23 protein-coding genes are annotated in these 18,849 nt (G+C 74.5%); 12 read left to right on the forward strand and 11 right to left on the reverse strand.

Annotation, left to right across the window (positions count from 1 at the left end; translation table 11 throughout):
* The first annotated feature begins 44 nt into the window (after positions 1-44).
* On the forward strand, positions 45-1,115 hold the full coding sequence (locus UXQ13_RS03570) for a winged helix DNA-binding domain-containing protein (RefSeq protein ID WP_225232606.1): 1,071 nt from the start codon (positions 45-47) through the stop codon (positions 1,113-1,115).
* Here the strand turns inward: UXQ13_RS03570 and purT are convergent, their stop codons facing one another.
* Genes purT through UXQ13_RS03585 form a run of 3 tightly spaced genes read right to left on the reverse strand, consistent with a single transcriptional unit; the run spans position 1,116 to position 3,636 of the window.
* On the reverse strand, positions 1,116-2,306 hold the full coding sequence (gene purT, locus UXQ13_RS03575) for a formate-dependent phosphoribosylglycinamide formyltransferase (protein ID WP_225232605.1): 1,191 nt from the start codon (positions 2,304-2,306) through the stop codon (positions 1,116-1,118).
* Positions 2,307-2,329: 23 nt separating this feature from the next.
* The gene (locus tag UXQ13_RS03580; RefSeq protein WP_225232604.1) at positions 2,330-2,965 is read right to left on the reverse strand and encodes a hypothetical protein; all 636 of its coding nucleotides are present in this window, start codon (positions 2,963-2,965) and stop codon (positions 2,330-2,332) included.
* Positions 2,962-3,636, reverse strand: a complete 675-nt coding sequence (locus UXQ13_RS03585) for a hypothetical protein (protein WP_225232603.1) — start codon at positions 3,634-3,636, stop codon at positions 2,962-2,964. Before UXQ13_RS03585 ends, UXQ13_RS03580 begins: the two co-directional genes overlap by 4 nt.
* Before the next feature lie 151 nt (positions 3,637-3,787).
* Between UXQ13_RS03585 and UXQ13_RS03590 the strand changes: the two genes are divergently transcribed.
* Together UXQ13_RS03590 and UXQ13_RS03595 are read left to right on the forward strand one after the other, a co-directional pair.
* Positions 3,788-4,966, forward strand: coding sequence for an acyl-CoA dehydrogenase family protein (locus tag UXQ13_RS03590; protein WP_225232602.1), 1,179 nt, complete (start codon positions 3,788-3,790; stop codon positions 4,964-4,966).
* Between the two features lie 62 nt (positions 4,967-5,028).
* Entirely contained in the window at positions 5,029-5,856 is an 828-nt protein-coding gene (locus tag UXQ13_RS03595) for a siderophore-interacting protein (RefSeq protein WP_225232601.1), read from the forward strand.
* Between the two features lie 26 nt (positions 5,857-5,882).
* On the opposite strand, the gene UXQ13_RS03600 is transcribed toward UXQ13_RS03595, so the two are convergent.
* The 4 genes from UXQ13_RS03600 to UXQ13_RS03615 are packed head-to-tail and all read right to left on the reverse strand — an operon-like array spanning position 5,883 to position 8,936.
* Complete coding sequence (locus tag UXQ13_RS03600; protein ID WP_225232600.1) at positions 5,883-6,548, reverse strand: NADPH-dependent F420 reductase; 666 nt, start codon at positions 6,546-6,548, stop codon at positions 5,883-5,885.
* Between the two features lie 16 nt (positions 6,549-6,564).
* The gene (locus UXQ13_RS03605) at positions 6,565-7,350 is read right to left on the reverse strand and encodes an enoyl-CoA hydratase/isomerase family protein (protein WP_225232599.1); all 786 of its coding nucleotides are present in this window, start codon (positions 7,348-7,350) and stop codon (positions 6,565-6,567) included.
* Positions 7,347-8,282 carry a KPN_02809 family neutral zinc metallopeptidase gene (gene ypfJ, locus UXQ13_RS03610; protein ID WP_225232598.1) on the reverse strand — a complete coding sequence of 312 codons (936 nt, stop codon included), beginning with the start codon at positions 8,280-8,282 and terminating at the stop codon, positions 7,347-7,349. The genes UXQ13_RS03605 and ypfJ overlap by 4 nt, the downstream gene beginning before the upstream one ends.
* Positions 8,283-8,936, reverse strand: coding sequence for an SIMPL domain-containing protein (locus tag UXQ13_RS03615; protein ID WP_225232597.1), 654 nt, complete (start codon positions 8,934-8,936; stop codon positions 8,283-8,285). It lies immediately after the preceding gene.
* A 115-nt stretch (positions 8,937-9,051) separates the two neighbouring features.
* Here UXQ13_RS03615 and UXQ13_RS03620 point away from each other — a divergent pair, with 115 nt between their 5' ends.
* Positions 9,052-9,192, forward strand: coding sequence for a hypothetical protein (locus UXQ13_RS03620; RefSeq protein ID WP_225232596.1), 141 nt, complete (start codon positions 9,052-9,054; stop codon positions 9,190-9,192).
* A 6-nt stretch (positions 9,193-9,198) separates the two neighbouring features.
* On the opposite strand, the gene UXQ13_RS03625 is transcribed toward UXQ13_RS03620, so the two are convergent.
* Positions 9,199-10,797 carry a helicase HerA-like domain-containing protein gene (locus tag UXQ13_RS03625; RefSeq protein WP_336391816.1) on the reverse strand — a complete coding sequence of 533 codons (1,599 nt, stop codon included), beginning with the start codon at positions 10,795-10,797 and terminating at the stop codon, positions 9,199-9,201.
* 10 nt (positions 10,798-10,807) lie between these two features.
* Positions 10,808-11,320 carry an antitoxin gene (locus UXQ13_RS03630; RefSeq protein ID WP_336391817.1) on the reverse strand — a complete coding sequence of 171 codons (513 nt, stop codon included), beginning with the start codon at positions 11,318-11,320 and terminating at the stop codon, positions 10,808-10,810.
* Between the two features lie 46 nt (positions 11,321-11,366).
* Between UXQ13_RS03630 and UXQ13_RS03635 the strand changes: the two genes are divergently transcribed.
* Genes UXQ13_RS03635 through ligD form a run of 5 tightly spaced genes read left to right on the forward strand, consistent with a single transcriptional unit; the run spans position 11,367 to position 14,630 of the window.
* Positions 11,367-11,582, forward strand: a complete 216-nt coding sequence (locus tag UXQ13_RS03635) for a DUF4287 domain-containing protein (protein WP_225232594.1) — start codon at positions 11,367-11,369, stop codon at positions 11,580-11,582.
* Positions 11,583-11,602: 20 nt separating this feature from the next.
* Positions 11,603-12,367 carry a DUF4184 family protein gene (locus tag UXQ13_RS03640; RefSeq protein WP_225232593.1) on the forward strand — a complete coding sequence of 255 codons (765 nt, stop codon included), beginning with the start codon at positions 11,603-11,605 and terminating at the stop codon, positions 12,365-12,367.
* Positions 12,368-12,376: 9 nt separating this feature from the next.
* The gene (locus tag UXQ13_RS03645; RefSeq protein WP_225232592.1) at positions 12,377-12,823 is read left to right on the forward strand and encodes a nitroreductase family deazaflavin-dependent oxidoreductase; all 447 of its coding nucleotides are present in this window, start codon (positions 12,377-12,379) and stop codon (positions 12,821-12,823) included.
* On the forward strand, positions 12,727-13,671 hold the full coding sequence (locus UXQ13_RS03650; RefSeq protein WP_225232591.1) for an SDR family NAD(P)-dependent oxidoreductase: 945 nt from the start codon (positions 12,727-12,729) through the stop codon (positions 13,669-13,671). The genes UXQ13_RS03645 and UXQ13_RS03650 overlap by 97 nt, the downstream gene beginning before the upstream one ends.
* Complete coding sequence (gene ligD, locus UXQ13_RS03655; protein ID WP_336391818.1) at positions 13,668-14,630, forward strand: non-homologous end-joining DNA ligase; 963 nt, start codon at positions 13,668-13,670, stop codon at positions 14,628-14,630. Before UXQ13_RS03650 ends, ligD begins: the two co-directional genes overlap by 4 nt.
* Here the strand turns inward: ligD and UXQ13_RS03660 are convergent.
* Positions 14,627-15,403, reverse strand: coding sequence for a putative hydro-lyase (locus tag UXQ13_RS03660; protein ID WP_336391819.1), 777 nt, complete (start codon positions 15,401-15,403; stop codon positions 14,627-14,629). The genes ligD and UXQ13_RS03660 overlap by 4 nt on opposite strands.
* Entirely contained in the window at positions 15,400-16,107 is a 708-nt protein-coding gene (locus UXQ13_RS03665; RefSeq protein ID WP_336391820.1) for a GntR family transcriptional regulator, read from the reverse strand. Before UXQ13_RS03665 ends, UXQ13_RS03660 begins: the two co-directional genes overlap by 4 nt.
* 127 nt (positions 16,108-16,234) lie before the next feature.
* On the opposite strand from UXQ13_RS03665, the gene UXQ13_RS03670 reads away from it, so the two are divergent.
* Genes UXQ13_RS03670 through UXQ13_RS03680 form a run of 3 tightly spaced genes read left to right on the forward strand, consistent with a single transcriptional unit; the run spans position 16,235 to position 18,848 of the window.
* The gene (locus UXQ13_RS03670) at positions 16,235-17,485 is read left to right on the forward strand and encodes an NRAMP family divalent metal transporter (protein ID WP_336391821.1); all 1,251 of its coding nucleotides are present in this window, start codon (positions 16,235-16,237) and stop codon (positions 17,483-17,485) included.
* On the forward strand, positions 17,482-18,240 hold the full coding sequence (locus tag UXQ13_RS03675) for a LamB/YcsF family protein (protein WP_336391822.1): 759 nt from the start codon (positions 17,482-17,484) through the stop codon (positions 18,238-18,240). The genes UXQ13_RS03670 and UXQ13_RS03675 overlap by 4 nt, the downstream gene beginning before the upstream one ends.
* The gene (locus UXQ13_RS03680) at positions 18,240-18,848 is read left to right on the forward strand and encodes a 5-oxoprolinase subunit B family protein (RefSeq protein WP_336391823.1); all 609 of its coding nucleotides are present in this window, start codon (positions 18,240-18,242) and stop codon (positions 18,846-18,848) included. Before UXQ13_RS03675 ends, UXQ13_RS03680 begins: the two co-directional genes overlap by 1 nt.
* Position 18,849 lies beyond the last annotated feature (1 nt).

Genomic DNA, 18,849 nt, shown 5'->3' on the forward strand with positions numbered 1-18,849 from the left:
TCGGTGCGCACCGCTACCGTCGCCGTCCGACCCCCGGAGGCCCCATGGACGTCGACGTCACCGCCCTGCGCCGGATGCGGCTGGCCGCGCTGGGCCTGACCCGTCCACGGGGCGGAGTGGTCGCCGCGGTGGCCGGCCTGCTGGCGATGCAGGCGCAGGACCTGCGGCAGGCCGAGTGGGCGATCGGCTCCCGGGTGCCCGGGAGCACCGTCGCCGACGTCTGGGCGTCCTTCGCCGCCGGCGAGGTGGTCCGCGCGTGGCCGATGCGCGGCACCCTGTTCGCCACCACCCCCGCCGACCTGCGGCTGCTGCTCGGGCTGACCGCGGGGCGCCAGGTGCGCACCGCTCAGCCGCGGCACCGCCAGCTCGGGCTGACCGACGACGACGTCGACCGGGCCGGCGACGTGGCCCGCGCCGAGCTGGCCGGGGGCGGTGCGCTGACCCGGCCCGAGCTGCTGGCCGCGTGGACCGCGGCCGGCCTCGACGTCACCGGGCAGCGCGGGCCGCACCTCTACGGCCGGTTGGCCCACCAGGGCCTGCTGTGCCTGGGCCCGCCGCGCGGGGAGACCGCGGGCGGGGCGCTGCAGGCCTTCGTGCTGCTGGACGAGTGGGCGCCCGGCGAGGCCGTCGGTGACCGGGCGGCGGCCGTCGCCGAGGTGGTCCGGCGGTACCTGGCCGGGCACGGTCCGGCCACCGAGCGCGACCTGGCCTGGTGGACCGGTCTGACGCTGACCGAGGTGCGGGCGGGCTTCGCCGCGGTGCGCGACGAGCTGACCGAGGTGCGGTGCGAGGGGGCCGTGCTCTGGACCCTGGGCGAGCCGCCGGCGGCCGGGCCCGACGGGGTCCGTGCGCTGGCCGGTTTCGACGAGCTGCTGCTCGGCGTCACCGACCGCTCGCACGTGCTGGCCGCCGAGCACTGGCAGACGGTGGTCCCCGGCGGGAACGGGGTCTTCGCCCCGATGCTCGTCGAGGACGGCGAGGTGGTCGGCACCTGGCGCCGGGTGGTGACGCGTGGCCGGGCGTCCGTGGCGGTCAGCCCGTTCGACGCGACCGCCGACCCGCGCCGGTTCGCCGACGCCGCCGGCGCGGCGCTGGCGTTCCGGGGCGAGGCCTGATCAGGCGCGCGGGCGCACCCGGCCGGCGGCCTCCCGGGCGGTGGCGCGCGCAGCGTCGACGTCCTCGGCGCGGGCCAGGGCCACGCCCATGCGGCGGCGGGTGAAGCTCTCGGGCTTGCCGAACAACCGCAGCTGGACGCCGGGGAGGGCCAGCGCCTCGTCCACCCCGTCGAACACGATGCCCACCGCCTCGACCCCGCCGTAGACGACCGCGGACGCGCCGGGGTTGCGCAGCGAGGTGTCCACCGGCAGGCCCAGCAGCGCCCGGGCGTGCAGCTCGAACTCGTCCTGCCACTGCGTCGTCATGGTGACCATGCCGGTGTCGTGCGGGCGCGGGCTGACCTCGGAGAACCAGACGTCGTCGCCGCGGACGAACAGCTCGACGCCGAACAGGCCCAGCCCGCCGAGGTCGCCGGTCACCGCGGCGGCGATCGCCCGGGCGCGCTCGAGCGCGACCTCGCTCATCGGCTGGGGCTGCCAGCTCTCCACGTAGTCGCCGGACTCCTGCCGGTGCCCGATCGGTGCGCAGAAGTCGGTGACGGTCTGCCCCTCGCGCTGTGAGCGCACGGTGAGCAGGGTGATCTCGTAGTCGAAGTCGACGAAGCCCTCGACGATGACCCGGGTGCCGGCGACCCGGCTGCCGGCCATCGCGTAGGTCCAGGCCGCCTCGACGTCGTCCGCCGTGCGCACCGTGCTCTGGCCCTTGCCCGACGACGACATCACCGGCTTGACCACGCACGGGAACCCGACCGCGGCGGCGCCGTCCTGCAGCTCCGCCAGCGAGTCGCAGAACCGGTAGGGGCTGGTGGGCAGACCGAGGGTCTCGGCGGCCAGCCGGCGGATGCCCTCCCGGTCCATGGTCAGCCGGGCGGCCCGCGCGGTCGGCACCACGCGCACGCCCTCGGCCTCCAGCTCCACCAGCGTCGGGGTGGCGATGGCCTCGATCTCGGGGACGACGACGTCGGGCCGCTCGGCCTCGACGAGCGCCCGCAGCTGCTCGGGGTCGCTCATGGTGATCGTGCGCGCGTGGTGGGCCACCTGGTGCCCGGGGGCATCGTCGTACCGGTCGACCGCGATGGTCTCCACGCCCAGGCGCTGCAGCGCGATGAGCACCTCCTTGGCCAGCTCGCCGCTGCCCAGCAGCATCACGCGGGTGGCCGAGGGGGACAGGGGCGTGCCCAGGGAGACCATGCGGGCAGGTTAGCGGCGCCCGGTCAGCCGATCTCGGCCCGGAGCACGGTGCCGTCGGCGGACAGCCACACCCGGTCGCCGGCCCCGGAGTAGGGCTGGGAGACGGTGAGCAGCAGGTCGCCGTAGGTGGGGAAGGGCCGCTCGACCACCAGCTCGAGGAGGTCCACGTCGTCGTCCTCGCCGCCCAGCGCGCGGTTGCCGGTGCTCAGTGCCTCCACCAGCGCGGGGGCGGAGACGTCGGACAGCGCGAACTCCGCCTCGGCCGGCGGCTGCGCGGGCAGCGGCTCGGCGCGTCCCTCGCCCGGGGCGTCGAAGTCGTACTCCTGGTAGCGGGTCCACAGGCCGGTGTCGGCGTCCAGGAGCACGGCAGAGAACGTGCTGTCCTCCACGACCAGCTGGGTGACCCGGGTGGTGCCGGCGTCGTCGACGGCGGCGTCCAGCGCGGCCTGCAGCCGATCCGGGTCGGTGAACGGCACGTCGTCGTCGCCGTCGGACTCCGTGGACGAGCTGCTGTACAGGTGCGGCAGGACGCCGGCCTTCTCGGCCCCCACCACGCCGAGGGTGACGGCGAGGCCGAGCACGAGCCCGAGGACGAAGCCGCCGGGTCGGCGCGGCGCGGGCTCGCCCGGGACGACGACGGTGCTGGCGGGCGCGCTCACGCGGGGGACCGCTGCAGGTAGAGCAGGTCGCCGGCTGCCGACGTCCAGAGCGTCTCGTCCTCGAACCCGTCGGCGCCGTTGACCAGCTGCACGGTCACCTCGGCGCGCAACCGGTCGGGCTGCTCGATGCGGGCGCTGAGGTCGGCGACGTCGGTCCACGACGCGGCGTGCTGCCGCGCGGCCCGCTCGAGGGCGCGGGCCAGCACGTCGGGGGCCAGGTCGCGGGCCTGGAACCGGCCCGAGGTGTCCAGGCCGGCCCCGGGCTCCACCGGCAGGTCGTCCTGGTCGACGGTGAGCGCACCGTCGACGAACTCCACCGCGCTGGTCCGGCGGCCGCGGGGACCCAGGTCGGTGACCAGGACGGAGTCCTCGGTGACCTCGACCTGCTCGAGCACGGACACCCCGTGCTCCTGGGCCAGCCACAGCAGGGCGTCACCCAGCCGGCGGCCGACGAAGAACCCGGTCGGTGCCCGCGGTCCCGAGGCAGCCGGGGTGGCGGGCCGGGGTCGGGCGCGCCGGGCCGGCCGGGCCACGTCCCGGGAGGCGAGGACGACGACCAGCACGACGGCCACGACGCCGAGGACGACGGCGTAGGGCCGGTAGACGTCGGCCGTCGCCGCGAAGACGGAGCCGATCGCGACGCCCAGCGCCGTGCCCTGCAGGAACCGCACGTGGTCTCCCGTGCTCGGTGGGTGGTCGCGGCGAGCCTAGGGGGCCTGGGGGCAAGGTCACCCGGACCGGGCACGCCTGGAGTGGCTACCGGCGGGTAACCGGCGGACCATCGGTGGGGAGACGCCGTCGTCGACGAGGGAGATCCACCACATGACCGCCGACCTGCTCACCGGGGACTTCTTCGGGTACGAGACCCTGCTGTCCGACGAGGAGCGCAAGGAGCTGCAGACGCTCCGGGACTTCCTCGACGAGAAGGTCCGGCCGCGGGTGAACGACGCCTGGGCCGCCGCCGAGTTCCCGATGGACCTCATCCCGGAGTTCGCCTCCATCGACGTGGTGGGCCGCGCCTACGAGTGGGACGGCCGGCTGCCGGCGTCCAAGCTGTACGGCGGGTTCCAGGCCCTGGAGCTGTCCCGGGTGGACCCCTCGATCGCCACGTTCCTGGGCGTGCACAACGGCCTGGCGATGGGCTCGATCATGATCCTGGGCTCGGAGGAGCAGCGGCAGCGCTGGATCCCCGAGATGATGTCGATGGACAAGATCGGCGCCTTCGCCCTCACCGAGCCCGAGGGCGGCTCGGACGTCGCCCGCGGCCTGCGCACCACCGCCCGCCGGGACGGCGACTCGTGGGTGCTCAACGGGGCCAAGCGCTGGATCGGCAACGGGACCTTCGCCGACCACGTCGTGGTGTTCGCCCGCGACGAGGCCGACGACGCGGTGAAGACCTTCGTGGTCGACAAGGGCACCCCGGGCTTCACCGCCACCAAGATCGAGGACAAGTTCGCGCTGCGCACGGTGCAGAACGCCGACATCACCTTCGTCGACTGCCGCATCCCGGCCGACCACAAGCTCGAGGGCGGCAACACCTTCAAGGACGTCAACAAGGTCCTCAAGGTCACCCGCGGCGGCGTGGCCTGGTCCGGCGTCGGCTGCCAGATGGGTGCCTACGAGTACGCGCTGGCCTACGCCAAGGAGCGGGTCCAGTTCGGCAAGCCGATCGGCAGCTTCCAGCTGATCCAGGACCTGCTGGCCAAGATGCTCGGCAACGTCACCGCGAGCCTGGGCATGGTCGTGCGGATCGCCCAGCTGCAGGAGACCGACGACCTGCGCGACGACCAGGCGGCGCTGGCCAAGGCCTACGTCACCGCCCGCGGGCGCGAGACCGTGGCCATGGCCCGCGAGCTGTTCGGGGGCAACGGCATCGTGCTGGAGAACAACGTGATCCGGTACTTCAACGACGCCGAGGCGCTGTACTCCTACGAGGGCACCCGCGAGATGAACACCCTCATCGTGGGCCGGTCGGTCACCGGGCTCAGCGCCTTCGTCTGAGGCCGGAGCTGCGCGGTGCCTGCGTGGCGTACGGTTAGGGCAGCCTAACCAGGAGGACGTACGTGACGCAGGCACCGAAGAAGCGACGGGTGACCCGGGTGGGCACCGTCGTGCGCACCGAGCGGGTGACCCCGCATCTGGTCCGGGTCGTGCTGGGCGGCGAGGCCCTGGCCGGCTTCGGCGCGGGGGACTTCACCGACCACTACGTGAAGCTGCAGCTGCCCCCGGCCGGGGCGCCCTACGCCGCGCCGTTCGACGCCGAGGTGGTGCAGGCCGAGCACCCGCGTGAGCTGTGGCCGGTCAGCCGGACCTACACCGTCCGCGCCTGGGACGCCGCTGCGCAGGAGCTGACCCTGGACTTCGTCACCCACGGGGACGAGGGCGTGGCCGGGCCCTGGGCCGCCGCTGCCCGCCCCGGTGACCTGCTGCAGTTCGCCGGGCCCGGCGGGGCCTACGCCCCGGCCGCCGAGGCGGACTGGCACCTGCTGGTCGGCGACGACTCCGCGCTGCCGGCGATCGCCGCGGCCCTGCCCCGGCTGCCGGCCGGCGCGGTCGCCCACGTGTTCGTCGAGGTGGAGGGTCCCGCCGACGAGCAGGACCTGCCCGGGGTCACTTGGGTGCACCGCGGCGAGCAGCCCGTGGGCGCGGCGCTGACGGCCGCGGTGCTGGCCACCGAGCTGCCCGGCGGTGTGCCGCACGTCTTCGTGCACGGCGAGGCCGGCTTCGTGCGGGAGCTGCGCCGCGTCGTCCGGTCCCGGTGGGAGGTGCCGCGCGAGCTGCTCAGCGTGTCGGGCTACTGGCGGGTCGGGCGCACCGAGGACCGCTGGCAGGCCGAGAAGCCGGAGTGGAACGCGGCGGTCGCGGCCGACGAGGCCGCGCTCACCGTCTGAGGCGGCGGCGGCGCGGCCTGCGTCGCTCACATGTCGCGGTAGCGCTCGGCCTCCGAGGTGGCCTGGCGGAGCTGCTCGACGTCGTACTCCGGGCCGTAGCCGGGGGTGTCCCGCTGGATGCGCCAGCCCTCGGCGAGCGGGCCGACGTCGTAGGTGTCGAAGCCGATCCGGTCGATGTAGTCGGCGACCCAGGCCTTGGCGTCGGCGTCGTCCCCGGCGATGACCAGGGCCCGGCGGTGCGGGGTGCCGCTCTCGCTGCGCTTGCTGGTCAGGTGCTCGGAGTAGATGTGGTTGAAGGCCTTGACGACCTTCGACGTCGGCAGGTGGCGCTGGGCCATCTCCGCGGTGGTCGTCGACTCCTCGTCGAGCTCGGCGATGTGGCCGTCCCGCTCGGGGTAGTAGTTGTTCGTGTCGATCACGGTCTTGCCGGCCAGCGGCTCGACCGGGACGTCGGCCAGGTTCTTCAGCGGCACCGTGACGACGACGACCTCGCCGGCCGCGCCGGCCTCGGCGGCGGTGGCCGCGGAGATCGCACCCTGCCGGGTGTCCCGGGCCTCGATCTCGGCGACGAGGTCGGCCAGGGTCTCCGGGCCGCGGGAGTTGGAGATCACGACGTCGTAGCCGGCGTCGGTGGAGATGCGGGCGAGCTGGGAGCCGATCAGGCCGGCCCCGATGATGCCGATGGTGGTCATACCGGCTCCAACAGCGTCAGCCGGCGCTGATTCCGCCGTCCCACGGGAAGGCGGGGGCCCGGCGCTCGGCGAACGCGGCCACGCCCTCGGCCAGCTCGCCGGAGGCGATGGTCTCGCCGAACCAGCGGTCGGCCACCTGCTCGGCGTCCCCGCCGGTGGTCAGCTCGGCGACCACCTCCTTGGTGGCCCGCTGGGTCAGCGCCGACCGCCCGGCCAGGACGGCGGCGAACGCGGCCACCCGGTCGGCCAGCCCGTCGACGGGGAGCACCTCGTCGACCAGCCCGACCCGCAGCGCGGCGACGGCGTCGAGCAGCTCCCCGGAGAACAGCAGGTACTTCGTCGTCGCCGGTCCGACCAGGTCGACCAGCGCCTTGGTGGGGGCCGGCGGGTAGACCACCCCGATCCGGGCCGGGGTGACCCCGAAGACCGCGGTGTCGTCGGCGAACCGCAGGTCGCAGCTGGCGGCCAGCTCCACCCCGCCGCCGATGCAGTGCCCGCGGACGACGGCCAGCGTCGGGTGCGGGAACGCCCGGATCGCCGCCTGGGCGGCCAGGTTGTCCGCGCGCAGGCCGGCCATCGGGTCGGTCGGGTCCTCCCCGCCGAGCAGCTCGCCGATGTCGGCCCCGGCGCAGAACGAGGGACCGGCCCCGGTCACCAGCAGCACGCGGACGTCGTCCACGACCTGCGCGAGCAGGCCGGGGACGGCCGCCCACATCGCCCGGGTCATCGCGTTGCGCTTGGCCGGCCGGTCCACCGTCAGGGTGGCGACCGGGCCCTCGACCGCGATGTGCAGGTCGCTCATCCCAGGTCGTCGGTGCCGAACGTGTCGCAGGCGCCCGGGTCGCCGGAGCTGTAGCCGGTGGAGAACCAGCGCTCGCGCTGCTCGCTGGACCCGTGGGTGAAGGCGTCCTGGTCGACGGTGCCGTTGCCCAGGTTGGTCTGGATGAAGTCGTCGCCGATCCGGCTGGCGGCGTCCAGCGCCCGGGCCACGTCGTCGTCGGTGATCTCGGTGATCAACGGCTCCTGGCCGTCGTCGGACGTCGTCGTCGCGTGGTTGGCCCAGACCCCGGCGTAGCAGTCGGCCTGCAGCTCGAGCCGGACCGTGCCCGACGTCGGACCGGTCTCGCCCGGGGTGACCTGCTGGTTGGTGCCCAGCAGGTTCTGCACGTGGTGGCCGTACTCGTGGGCCAGCACGTAGGCGTCGACGAACGTGCCGCCGCGGGCGCCGAACTGGGTCTCCAGCTGGTCGAAGAAGGTCAGGTCGACGTAGACCAGCTGGTCGCCGGGGCAGTAGAACGGCCCGGACCCGCTGGTCGCCCCGCCGCACGCGGTCTGCACCGAGCCGGAGAAGAAGACCGTCGGGGTGTCGGCGTACTGCGTGCCGAGGGTGTCGGGGAGCGCCGTCGTCCAGTAGTCCTGGATGGAGTCGATGATCGCCACCGCCGCGCAGTCGGCGCTGTCGTTGGCGTCGGCCCCCGTCCGGCACTGCTGCTCGAGCTCGGTGTTGTCGGCCGTGCCGCCCCCGCCGCCCTGCAGCTGGGACAGGATGCTGGCCACGTCGCCGCCTCCGCCGCCCGAGCCCCCGCCGCCGAGCACCTGGACGAGGACGAAGGCGATGATGCCGACGATCCCGATGCCCCCGCCGCCGACGGCGAGCCCGCGGCCACCGCCTCCGCCGCGGCGGTCCTGCACGCCGGACGTGTCGAGCTTCGCGCCTTCGCGGAACCGCACCATCTAGAGCTCCTCGAGGTTGGGGGGAGAGATCAGGAACACGGCCTCGACCGCGCCGTGCACCTCCTGCAGGGTGGGCTCGAGCTCCAGCTCGGGTGCCGCGGCCGCGCCGGCCCGTCCCCGGGCCGCGCTGGCCATCATCACCGGCGCCGGGGCGCCCGTGCCGACGTCGCGCAGCTCGACCAGCCCGGTGACGGTGCTGCCGACCGCGGCCGCGTAGCCGCGGGCCCGGGCCACCGCCTCGGCGATGGCCTCGGTCCTGGCCTGGTCGTGCGCCGGGTCGTCGCGGTCCAGCCGCCAGTTCGGGCCCCACAGCGAGCTGCCCTCGAGCGCGGCCGCGGCGACCGCGACCTCGCCGACCCGGTCGACGTCGTCGAGCCGCAGCTGGGTGGTGACCGAGGCCCGGTAGCCGGTGATCCGGTTCCGCTCGGCCTGCTCGGGGTGCACGCCGACCGAGGCGGTGGAGTGCCGGGTGACCAGGTCGGCGTGCTGGGCGAGGAGGTCGGTGACCCCGCGCTGCAGGTCGCCGAGGAGGGACAGCGCACGGTCCCGCCGCTTGTCCCGGGCGGTCACGGTGATGCTCAGCGTGGCGTGGCTCGGGCGCACCCGGAGGGTGGTCTCGCCGCGCACCACCACCCGCGGGATCTGCTCGGTCACCGGGTCACCCTGGCAGATCACAGGTGGGGAACGCTTCTCGACCCGTGACGCTCCTGTGACCCGGCGCTGTGAGGGTGGCCCCGTGGCCGGTCACCGAGGAGCCGAGAGCAGGTTCATGACCATCGGCGTGGTCGGTGGCGTCTGCCTGCTGTCGGCGCTGCTGACCTCGTGGATGCTCGGCGTCCCGGCCTGGGTGTTCGCGGTGGTGTTCGCCGGGCTGGTCGTGGTCAGCCTGATCCGCCCGCCCAACGGCTGACCGCGCTCACCGTCGGCGGCGGGTGCCGAAGATGCCGCGGGTGATCTCCCGGCCCAGGGCCGACGCGGCCGACCGGGCGAACGCCTTGAACGCCGAGGACCCCAGGACGTCGGCCACCACGCTCGAGTCGGGCTCGGGCGCGGGCTCCCGGCGCGGCCGCGGGGCGGGCTCGCGGGGTGCCCGCGGTGCCGGCTCGGCGCGGGGGGCCGGCGCCGGGGTCGGGGCCGTGGGCGGCGGGGCCAGCCGGGTGGCCAGCCGCTCGTAGGCCGACTCGCGGTCCACCGCGGCGCCGTAGCGGGGGAGCAGCGCGGAGGCGGCGACCGCGGCCTGCAGCTGCGCGGGCTCCACGGCGCCCATGAAGGACCGGGGCGCCCGCAGCATCGTCCACGCCACCGGCGTCGGTGCCCCGCGCTCGGACAGCACGGTCACGATCGCCTCGCCGGTGCCCAGCGAGGTCAGGGTCTCGGCGATGTCGTAGGCGTCGGACTTCGGGTAGGTCTTCACGGTCTTCTTCAGCGCCGTGGCGTCGTCGGGGGTGAACGCGCGCAGGGCGTGCTGCACCCGGTTGCCCAGCTGGCCCAGCACCGCGGTCGGCACGTCGGTCGGGTTCTGGGTCACGAAGAAGACGCCGACCCCCTTGGACCTGATCAGCCGCACCGTCTGGGTGACCGAGTCCAGGAACGCGGTGCTCGCCCCGGTGAACAGCAGGTGGGCCTCGTCGAAGAAGAACACCAGCTTGGGCTTGTCGACCTCGCCGACCTCGGGCAGGTCCTCGAACAGGTCGGCCAGCAGCCACATGAGGAAGGTGGAGAACAGCGCCGGGCGGTCCTGCACCGCGGACAGCTCGACGGAGCTGATCACGCCCCGGCCGTCCGGGGCGGTGCGCATGAGGTCGGCGGTGTCCCACTCGGGCTCGCCGAAGAACACGTCGCCGCCCAGGTCGTCCAGCGCGATCAGCTCGCGCAGGATCACCCCCGCGGTGGCCTTGCTCAGCCCGCCCAGGCCCTGCAGGTCGGCCTTGCCCTCGTCGCTGACCAGCCAGGAGATGACCGACCGCAGGTCCTTGAGGTCCAGCAGCGGCAGCCCGGCGGCGTCGGCGTAGTGGAAGACCAGGCCCAGCGAGCTCTCCTGGGTCTTGTTCAGCCCCATGACCTTGCTGAGCAGCACCGGGCCGAAGGAGGTGATGGTCGACCGCACCGGGACGCCGGTGCCCAGCCCGCCGAGGGCCAGGTACTCCACCGGGTACCCGGTCGCCGTCCAGGCGTCGGCGGTGCCGGTGGCCCGGGCGGTGATCCGGTCACCGGGCTCGCCGGGCCGGGACAGCCCGGTGAGGTCGCCCTTGACGTCGGCGAGCACGACCGGCACGCCCTGGGCCGACAGCTGCTCCGCCAGCAGCTGGAGCGTCTTGGTCTTGCCGGTGCCGGTGGCCCCGGCGATCAGGCCGTGCTGGGTCATCATCGACAGCGGTACCCGGACCTGGGCGTCGGGGTGCGGCGCGCCGCCGTGCACCACCGAGCCGAGGTCCAGCGCCGGCCCGGTGAACGCGTAGCCCGCCGCGATGCCGGTGGCGACGTCGTCGGCGGTGTCCTCGAGGGGTGCGCTCACCGGGGGCCGGTCAGCCCTGGTCGCGGGCGGCGCGGTCGACCTCGGGGGTCGGTGACGGCGGTGCGTAGCCCGAGCTGGACGGCGCGGCCTGCTCGGCGGCGCGGTCGACCTCGGGGGTGGCCGACGGGGTGGCCGAGGGGACGGTCGGGGTGGTGCCCGGCGGTGCCCAGGACGGCGCGCTGGTGTCCGGCGCCGTGTGCGTCGGCAGCGGGTCGGGGGCAGCGGTCGGCGCGGTGGGGGTCGCCGTCGACGCCGGGGCCGCCGTCTCGGTGTCCGTCGCGAGCGGGATGTCGGGGGTCGCCGAGGTGCCGTCCGCGTGGCGGGGGACGGCGGCCTTGGCCTTCTGGGTGGCGTTGTCGATCTGGGCCGCGCGGTCGGGCATCTTGTCCTTGGCGAACTGGCCGGCCTTGTCCACCGCGCCCTCGATCCGCCCGGCGTTGTCCTTGACCGCCGTCTCGAGCTTGTCCGCACCCTGGGCCAGGGCGTCCTGCGCCTGCTTCGCGAGCTTGCCGAAATCCACCATGGCGCCCACCCTGCCGTCCGCGGGCCGAGCGCGCCACACTGCACCGGTGACCGAGAAGGTGCAGGGACCCGCCAGCTACTTCCCCGCGATGGAGAAGAAGTACGGCCGGCCGATCGGTGAGTGGCAGGAGGCGGTGCGTGCCCGCCGGGCGGAGCAGCCCGGGGCGAAGCACATGGAGCTGGTCGCCTGGCTCAAGACCGAGCACGGCATGGGCCACGGGCACGCCAACGCACTGGTCGCGCACACCCTCGCGCAGGGCTGAGGACAGCGCGGGCTGAGCCGGTGCCCTTCACCGGCAGCCACCCGGCCGCCGTCCTCCCGTTCCTGCGAACCCGCCTGCCGGCGTCGGCGCTGGTGATCGGCAGCGTCGTCCCCGACCTGCCGGCCTACCTGCCGGTGGACCCGCTGTGGAGGACCCACACCTGGACGGCGGTCGTGACCGTCGACCTGCTCACCGGACTGCTGGTCTGGGCGCTGTGGCACGGCGTCCTGAGCCGGCCGGTGGTGGCGTCCTCGCCCGCGCCGCTGCGGGCCCGGCTGGCCGGCGTCCCGCTCGGGCTGCGCGGCCGGCTGACCGGGTGGCGGGACCTGCTCGTGGTGGCGCCGGCCGTGGTGGTGGGCGCGGCGACCCACGTCGTGCTGGACGCCTTCACCCACCCGCGGCGGTGGGGCGTGGACCTGGTGCCGGCGCTGTACGAGCCGGTGGCCGGGGTGCCGGTCTACAGCTGGCTGGCCGACGGCGGCGGCGTGCTGGGCGGCCTGGTGCTGCTGGGCTGGTGCGCGCTGTGGTGGCGCCGGACGCCGGCGGCTCCGGTGGTGGCCGGTCGCGGCTGGGCGTGGGGAGTGGTGGGGCTGGCTGCCCTGGCCGGGGGCCTGGCCGGTGCGCCGGGGGAGCCGGACACCCGCAGCGCGGCGGTCGCAGCGGCGTTCGCCGGCGGGGGAGCGGCGATGGCGACCGCGGCCGTGCTGGTCCTCGGCTGGCAGGCGCGCCGGTTCCGCGATCGGGGGCGCTGCGGTGCTGGTGCCGGGCCGGCCGGGCGGCCCTAGGGTCGGGGCATGCCACTGGAAGGCGAGTACGAGCCCAGCCCGGAGAAGTGGGTCCGCGACCAGGTCGAGGCCTACGAGCGCAGCGGCGGACGCGAGGCCAACACCCTCCCGAACCGCCCCGAGCCCGTCGTGGTGTTTACCACCCGCGGTGCCAAGAGCGGCAAGGTGCGCAAGAACCCGCTCATGAAGGTCGAGCACGACGGCGTCTACGCGATGGTCGCCAGCCAGGGCGGCGCGCCCAAGCACCCGACCTGGTACTTCAACGTGACCGCGCACCCCGACGAGGTGACGGTGCAGGACGGCGACCAGGTCTGGGACGGCGTCGCCCGCGAGATCCACGGCGAGGAGAAGGCGGTCTGGTGGGAGCGCGCCGTCGCCGCGTTCCCCGACTACGCCGACTACCAGCGCAAGACCGACCGCTCGATCCCGGTCGTCCTGGTGGAGCGCCCGAGCTGACGCAGGCCCGCGTCGCCGTCGTCACCGGTGCCTCCGACGGCATCGGGGCGGCGGCGGCCCGCCGGCTGCACCGCGACGGGTGGCAGGTGGTCGTCGTCGGCCGGTCGCCGGACAAGACCGCCGCCGTCGCCGACGAGCTGCAGACCCAGGGCCACCCCGACGACCACCGCGAGGTCGAGCGGCACACCGTGGACTTCTCGCGGCTGGACGACGTCCGGGCGCTGGCCGCCGACCTCGTGGCCCGGCACCCGCGGATCGACGTCCTGGCCAACAACGCCGGCGGGTCCTTCCCGCGGCGGGTGACCACGGTCGACGGGTTCGAGACCACGTTCCAGGTCGACCACCTCGCCCCGTACCTGCTGACCCGCCTGCTGGAGGAGCCGCTGCGCGCGGCCCGCGGACGGGTGGTGGCGACGTCGTCCTTCATGCACCGGATCGGTCCGCTGCCGCGGACGGTCACCGCGGACCCGCCGCGCCCCTACTCGGGGATGCTCGCCTACTCGCGGGCCAAGACGATGAACGCGCTGACCACCCGCGAGCTGGCCCGTCGCTGGGCGCCGGACGTGACCGCTACCTGCTACACCCCGGGCGCGGTCGCGACGTCGTTCGGGGCGCGGTCGGGCGGGCTGTCCGGGCTGGCCTGGAAGCTGGGGCTGTCCCGCAGCTTCCGCACCCCGGCGCAGGGCGCGGACACCCTGGTGTGGCTGGCGACAGCGGACGAGGGCTGGCGCAACGGCGGTTTCCACGCCGACCGGTCACCGGCCCCCGCGATGCCCTGGGCCACCGACGACCGCCGCGCGCGCTCGTTGTGGGACCTGTCGGCCGGTGCGGTAGGACTGCCCGCATGACCAAGGCCGGCGACGCGATCGAGGTCGAGGTGGACGGTCTGGACGTGCGGCTGTCCAGCCCGGACCGGGTGTACTTCCCAGCGCGCGGGGAGACCAAGAAGGACCTGCTCGACTACTACCTCGCCGTCGGCCCCGGGATCGTGAACTCCCTGCGCGAGCGGCCGTGCATGCTGCACCGGTTCCCCAAGGGCGTAGAGGGCGACAAGGTGCACCAGAAGCGGGTCCCGGCCGGGGCGCCGCCCTGGATCGAGACCGTGCGGGTGCACTTCCCGCGCTGGAACCGGACCGCCGACGAGCTGTGCGTGACCCACCTGGCGCACGTGGCCTGGGCGGTGCAGATGTCGACGGTGGAGTTCCACCCGTGGAACAGCCGCCGGGCCGACACCGAGCTGCCCGACGAGTGGCGGATCGACCTGGACCCGATGCCCGACGCCGACTACGCCGCGGTCCGCCGGGTCGCCTCCGTGGTGCACGAGGTGCTCGACGAGCTGGGCGCGGTCGGCTTCCCCAAGACGTCGGGCGGCAACGGCCTGCACGTCTACGTCCGCATCCCCCCGGTGCACGGCTTCACCGACGTCCGCCGGGGCGCGCTGGCCTTCGCCCGCGAGGTCGAGCGGCGCACGGCCGACGTGACGACGACCTGGTGGCGCAAGGACCGCGACCCGACCGCGGTGTTCGTGGACTACAACCAGAACGCGCGGGACCACACCATCGCCGCGGCCTACAGCGTGCGCGGCAACGCCGAGGGCACCGTGTCCACGCCGATCCGCTGGGACGAGGTGGACGACGCCCACCCGCGTGACTTCACCATCGCCACGGTGCCGGCCCGCTTCGCCGAGCTCGGCGACCTGCACGCCGACATCGACCGCGAGGTGTTCGACATCGCGCCGCTGCTGGAGTGGGCCGAGCGCGACGAGCGCGAGGGCGCCGAGACCCCGCCGGAGCCGGACGACGCCTAGAGCTGCCGGTAGGCCGAGTCGGGGACGTCGGTGACGAACATGTGCCCGGGCGCGTGGGTGATCGCGAACGGCGGCCGGGAGGCCGTCAGCGCCGCCTGCGGGGTCACCCCGCACGCCCAGAACACCGGGACGTCGCCGGGCTGCACGTCGACCGGGTCGCCGAAGTCGGGCCGGTCCAGGTCGGCGATGCCCAGCGCCCCGGGCGACCCGACGTGCACGGGCGCGCCGTGCACCTCGGGCATCCGGGCGGTGACCTGCACGGCGGTGGCCACCAGGGGCGCCGGGACCGGTCGCATGGAGACCACCAGCGGGCCCGACAGCCGCCCGGCCGGCCGGCACTCCCGGTTCGTCCGGTACATCGACACGTTGCGGCCCTGCTCGATGTTGCGCACCGGGACGCCGGCGTCCAGCAGCGCGGTCTCGAAGCTGAAGCTGCAGCCGACCAGGAAGGCCACCAGGTCCTCGGTCCACAGGTCGACGACGTCGGTGGGCTCGTCGACCAGCTCGCCGTCCCGCCACACCCGGTAGCGCGGCAGGTCGGTCCGCAGGTCGGCGTCCGGTGCGAGCACCGTGGTCGTGCTGCCGGGGTCGGTGACGTCCAGCAGCGGCACCGGGCGCGGGTTGCGCTGGCCGAACAGCAGCATGTCCCAGGCCCAGTCGCGGGGCAGGACGACCAGGTTGGCCTGGGTGAGGCCGGGCGCCCACCCCGACGACGGGACGGCGAGGCCGCCGCGGAACGCCGCACGGGCCTCGGCAGGGGTGGTCGCGGTCATGGCTGCTCCTCGTGGTCGCGGCGGAGATCGGTCAGGTGGGCGAGGGAGACGTCGAGGTAGTCCTCCAGCGCCGCGGCGGCCTCGGTGGTGCGGCCGGCGGCGACCAGGTCCAGCAGGGCGCCGTTGCGCTCGACGTAGGGCGCGTGCATCGCCTCGGCGTCCGCGCCCTGGAAGGCCAGCCGCAGCTCGGCGAGCAGCCGGCTGGTCGCGGCGTCCAGCCGGGGGCTGCCGGCCAGGGCGACGAGGTGGGAGTGGAAGTGCATGTTCGCCGTCCCGACGCCGGTCCAGTCGCCGCGGGCGGCGGCCGCGGCGCCGTCGGCGACGTCGGCGCGCAGCGGCTCGAGCACCTCGGGGTCCGGCGCCGTCGCGCCCAGCCGCCGGACCACGTCGCACTCGATCGCCCGGCGCACGCGGTAGACGTCGGCCAGCTCGTCGTCGCTGAGCTCGGTGACGAACACCCCGCGGTGCAGCCGGTGCACCAGCAGGCCCTCGTGGCCCAGCAGCCGGAACGCCTCGCGCAGGGTGTTGCGGGAGACCTGCAGCACGGCGCTGAGCTGCTCCTCCGAGAGCTGGCTGCCCGGCGGCAGGTCGCCCTCGGTGACCCGGCGGCGCAGGATCTCCGCCACCCGCTCGGCGGTGCTCGCCCGGCGCAGCCCGGAGACCTCGGCGGCCAGCTCGTCGAGGAAGGACTGCTGGGTGCTCACGCCGCCATCGTGCCGTGACGGTCGCGTGTCCGGCTAGTCAATCGTTGATGTCACCTCTTGTCGGATTGTTCAACAACTCTCTAGGTTGAGGCGCAGCTCACCCCCCGTCCTGCCGAGGAGACCCGCGATGACCCAGCCCGACGACGCGCCCGCCACCGGCGCGGCACCACCGGCCGGGGGCGGGCGGTTGGCCACGAGCACCCGGTCCACCCTGCTCGGCGCCATGTTCCTGATGGCCACCTCGGCCATCGGCCCGGGCTTCATCACCCAGACCACGACGTTCACCGTCCAGCTCGGCGCGGCGTTCGCCTTCGCGATCGTCATCTCGATCCTGGTCGACATCGCACTGCAGCTGAACGTGTGGCGGGTGATCGGCGTCAGCGGCCGGCGCGCGCAGGAGCTGGGCAACCTGGTGCTGCCCGGCCTCGGCTGGGTGATGGCGGCGTTCCTGCTGGTCGGCGGTCTGGTGTTCAACATCGGCAACGTCAGCGGCGCCGGGCTGGGGCTGGACGCGATGCTCGGCCTGGACCCCAAGATCGGCGGCGCGCTGTCCGCGCTGGTCGCGATCGGCATCTTCCTGTCCAAGAAGGCCGGGGTGGCCGTCGACCGGATCGTCGTCGTCCTCGGGCTGGTGATGATCGCGCTGACCACCTACATCGCGATCACCTCGGGCCCGCCGGTCGGCCAGGCGCTGCGCAACGTGGTGCTGCCCGAGGACGTGTCGATCCTGGCGATCACCACCCTGGTCGGCGGCACCATCGGCGGCTACATCGTCTACGCCGGGGCGCACCGGCTGCTGGACTCCGGCGTCACCGGGCCCGAGCACGTCCGGGACATCACCCGCGGGTCGGTCACCGGCATCCTGATCACCGCGGTCATGCGGATCGTGCTCTTCCTGGCCATCCTCGGCGTCGTCACCGGCGGTGCCGCCCTGGACCCGGAGAACCAGGCGGCGTCCGCGTTCGGCCAGGCGGCCGGCGAGGTGGGCATGCGGGTGTTCGGCGTCGTGCTGTGGGCCGCGGCGATCACCAGCGTGATCGGCGCCAGCTACACCTCGGTCTCGTTCGTGACGTCGCGGACCGGGACGTCGGACCGCACCCGGACCCTGCTCGTCGTCGGGTTCATCGTGGTCACCTCGGGGGCGTTCCTGCTGATCGGGGCCGCGCCGACCACGCTGCTGGTCTTCGCCGGGGCCTTCAACGGGCTGCTGCTGCCGATCGGCATCGCCGTCCTGCTGTGGGTGGCGACCCGGCGCACCGACCTGCTCGGCGGCTACCGGTACCCGCGCTGGTTGCTGAGCATCGGCTGGGTCGCCTGGCTGCTGACCCTGTACCTCGCGGTCAACTCCGTCCGCCCGGTGATCGACCTGTTCTCATGAGTGCCGTGGATCTGAACTCCGACCTCGGCGAGGGCTTCGGCTCCTGGACCCTCGGCGACGACGACGCCCTGCTGGAGATCGTCACCAGCGCCAACGTGGCCTGCGGCTTCCACGCCTCCGACGCCACGATCATGCGGCGGGTGTGCGAGCGCGCGGTGCAGCACGACGTGGCGATCGGTGCCCAGGTCGGGTACCGCGACCTGCCCGGGTTCGGCCGCCGGTTCATCGACGTCGACCCGCACGAGCTGACCCAGGACGTCATCTACCAGCTCGGAGCCCTCGACGGGTTCGCCCGGGTGGCCGGCTCCCGGGTCCGCTACCTGAAGCCGCACGGCGCGCTCTACAACGCGATCGTCACCCACGAGGAGCAGGCCGCCGCGGTGGTCGCCGCCGTCGTCGACTACGACCGCACCCTGCCGGTGCTCGGGCTGCCCGGGTCGGCCTGGCTGCGGCTGGCCGGGGAGGCCGGGCTGACCACGGTGGCCGAGGCGTTCGCCGACCGGGCCTACACGCCCGACGGCGCGCTGGTGTCCCGGCGGCTGCCGGGCGCGGTGCTGCACGACGTCGAGGAGATCGCCGCGCGGTGCGTGGCGATGGCGACCGGTCAGCCGGTGCTCGACGTCGACGGCGGCGAGCTGTCGCTGCAGCCGGGCTCGATCTGCGTGCACGGGGACACCCCGGGCGCGGTGCAGATCGCCCGCCGGGTGCGCGATGCGCTCGCCGGTGCCGGGCTGTCGTTGGCCCCGTTCAGCTGATGCGGGTGCTGCCCAGCGGGGACGCCGCCGTCCTCGCCGAGCTCGACGACCTGGACCAGGTGCTCGCGCTGCACGCGGCGCTCGGGCAGCCCCCGGACGGCGTGCTGGACGTCGTCCCGGCCGGGCGCACCGTGCTGGTGGCGCTGGACCCGACCCGGACGTCGGTCGACGCGGTCACCCGGTGGGTCCGGGATGCCCGACCGGTGCCCGGGGCGCGGCCGGAGGCCGAGGAGCTGGAGGTGCCGGTGGTCTACGACGGCGCGGACCTCGCCGACGTGGCCGAGGTGCTGGGCTGCTCGCCGGCCGAGGTGGTCACCCGGCACACCGGCACGGTCTGGACGGTGGCGTTCTGCGGGTTCGCGCCCGGGTTCGGGTACGCCACGGCGGCGGACGGCGACTGGGCGATCCCGCGGCGGTCGAGCCCCCGCACCCGGGTGCCGGCCGGGTCGGTCGCGCTGGCCGGGGAGTTCAGCAGCGTCTACCCGCGGGAGTCCCCGGGCGGGTGGCAGCTGCTGGGCCGCACCGACCTGGCGATGTTCGACGTCGACCGCGATCCCGCGGCCCTGCTGCGGCCGGGCGTGCGGGTCCGCTTCCGGGACGTGTCCTGAC

Origin of the sequence: Klenkia terrae (assembly GCF_037083865.1) — a bacterium.
Lineage (GTDB): Bacteria > Actinomycetota > Actinomycetes > Mycobacteriales > Geodermatophilaceae > Klenkia > Klenkia terrae.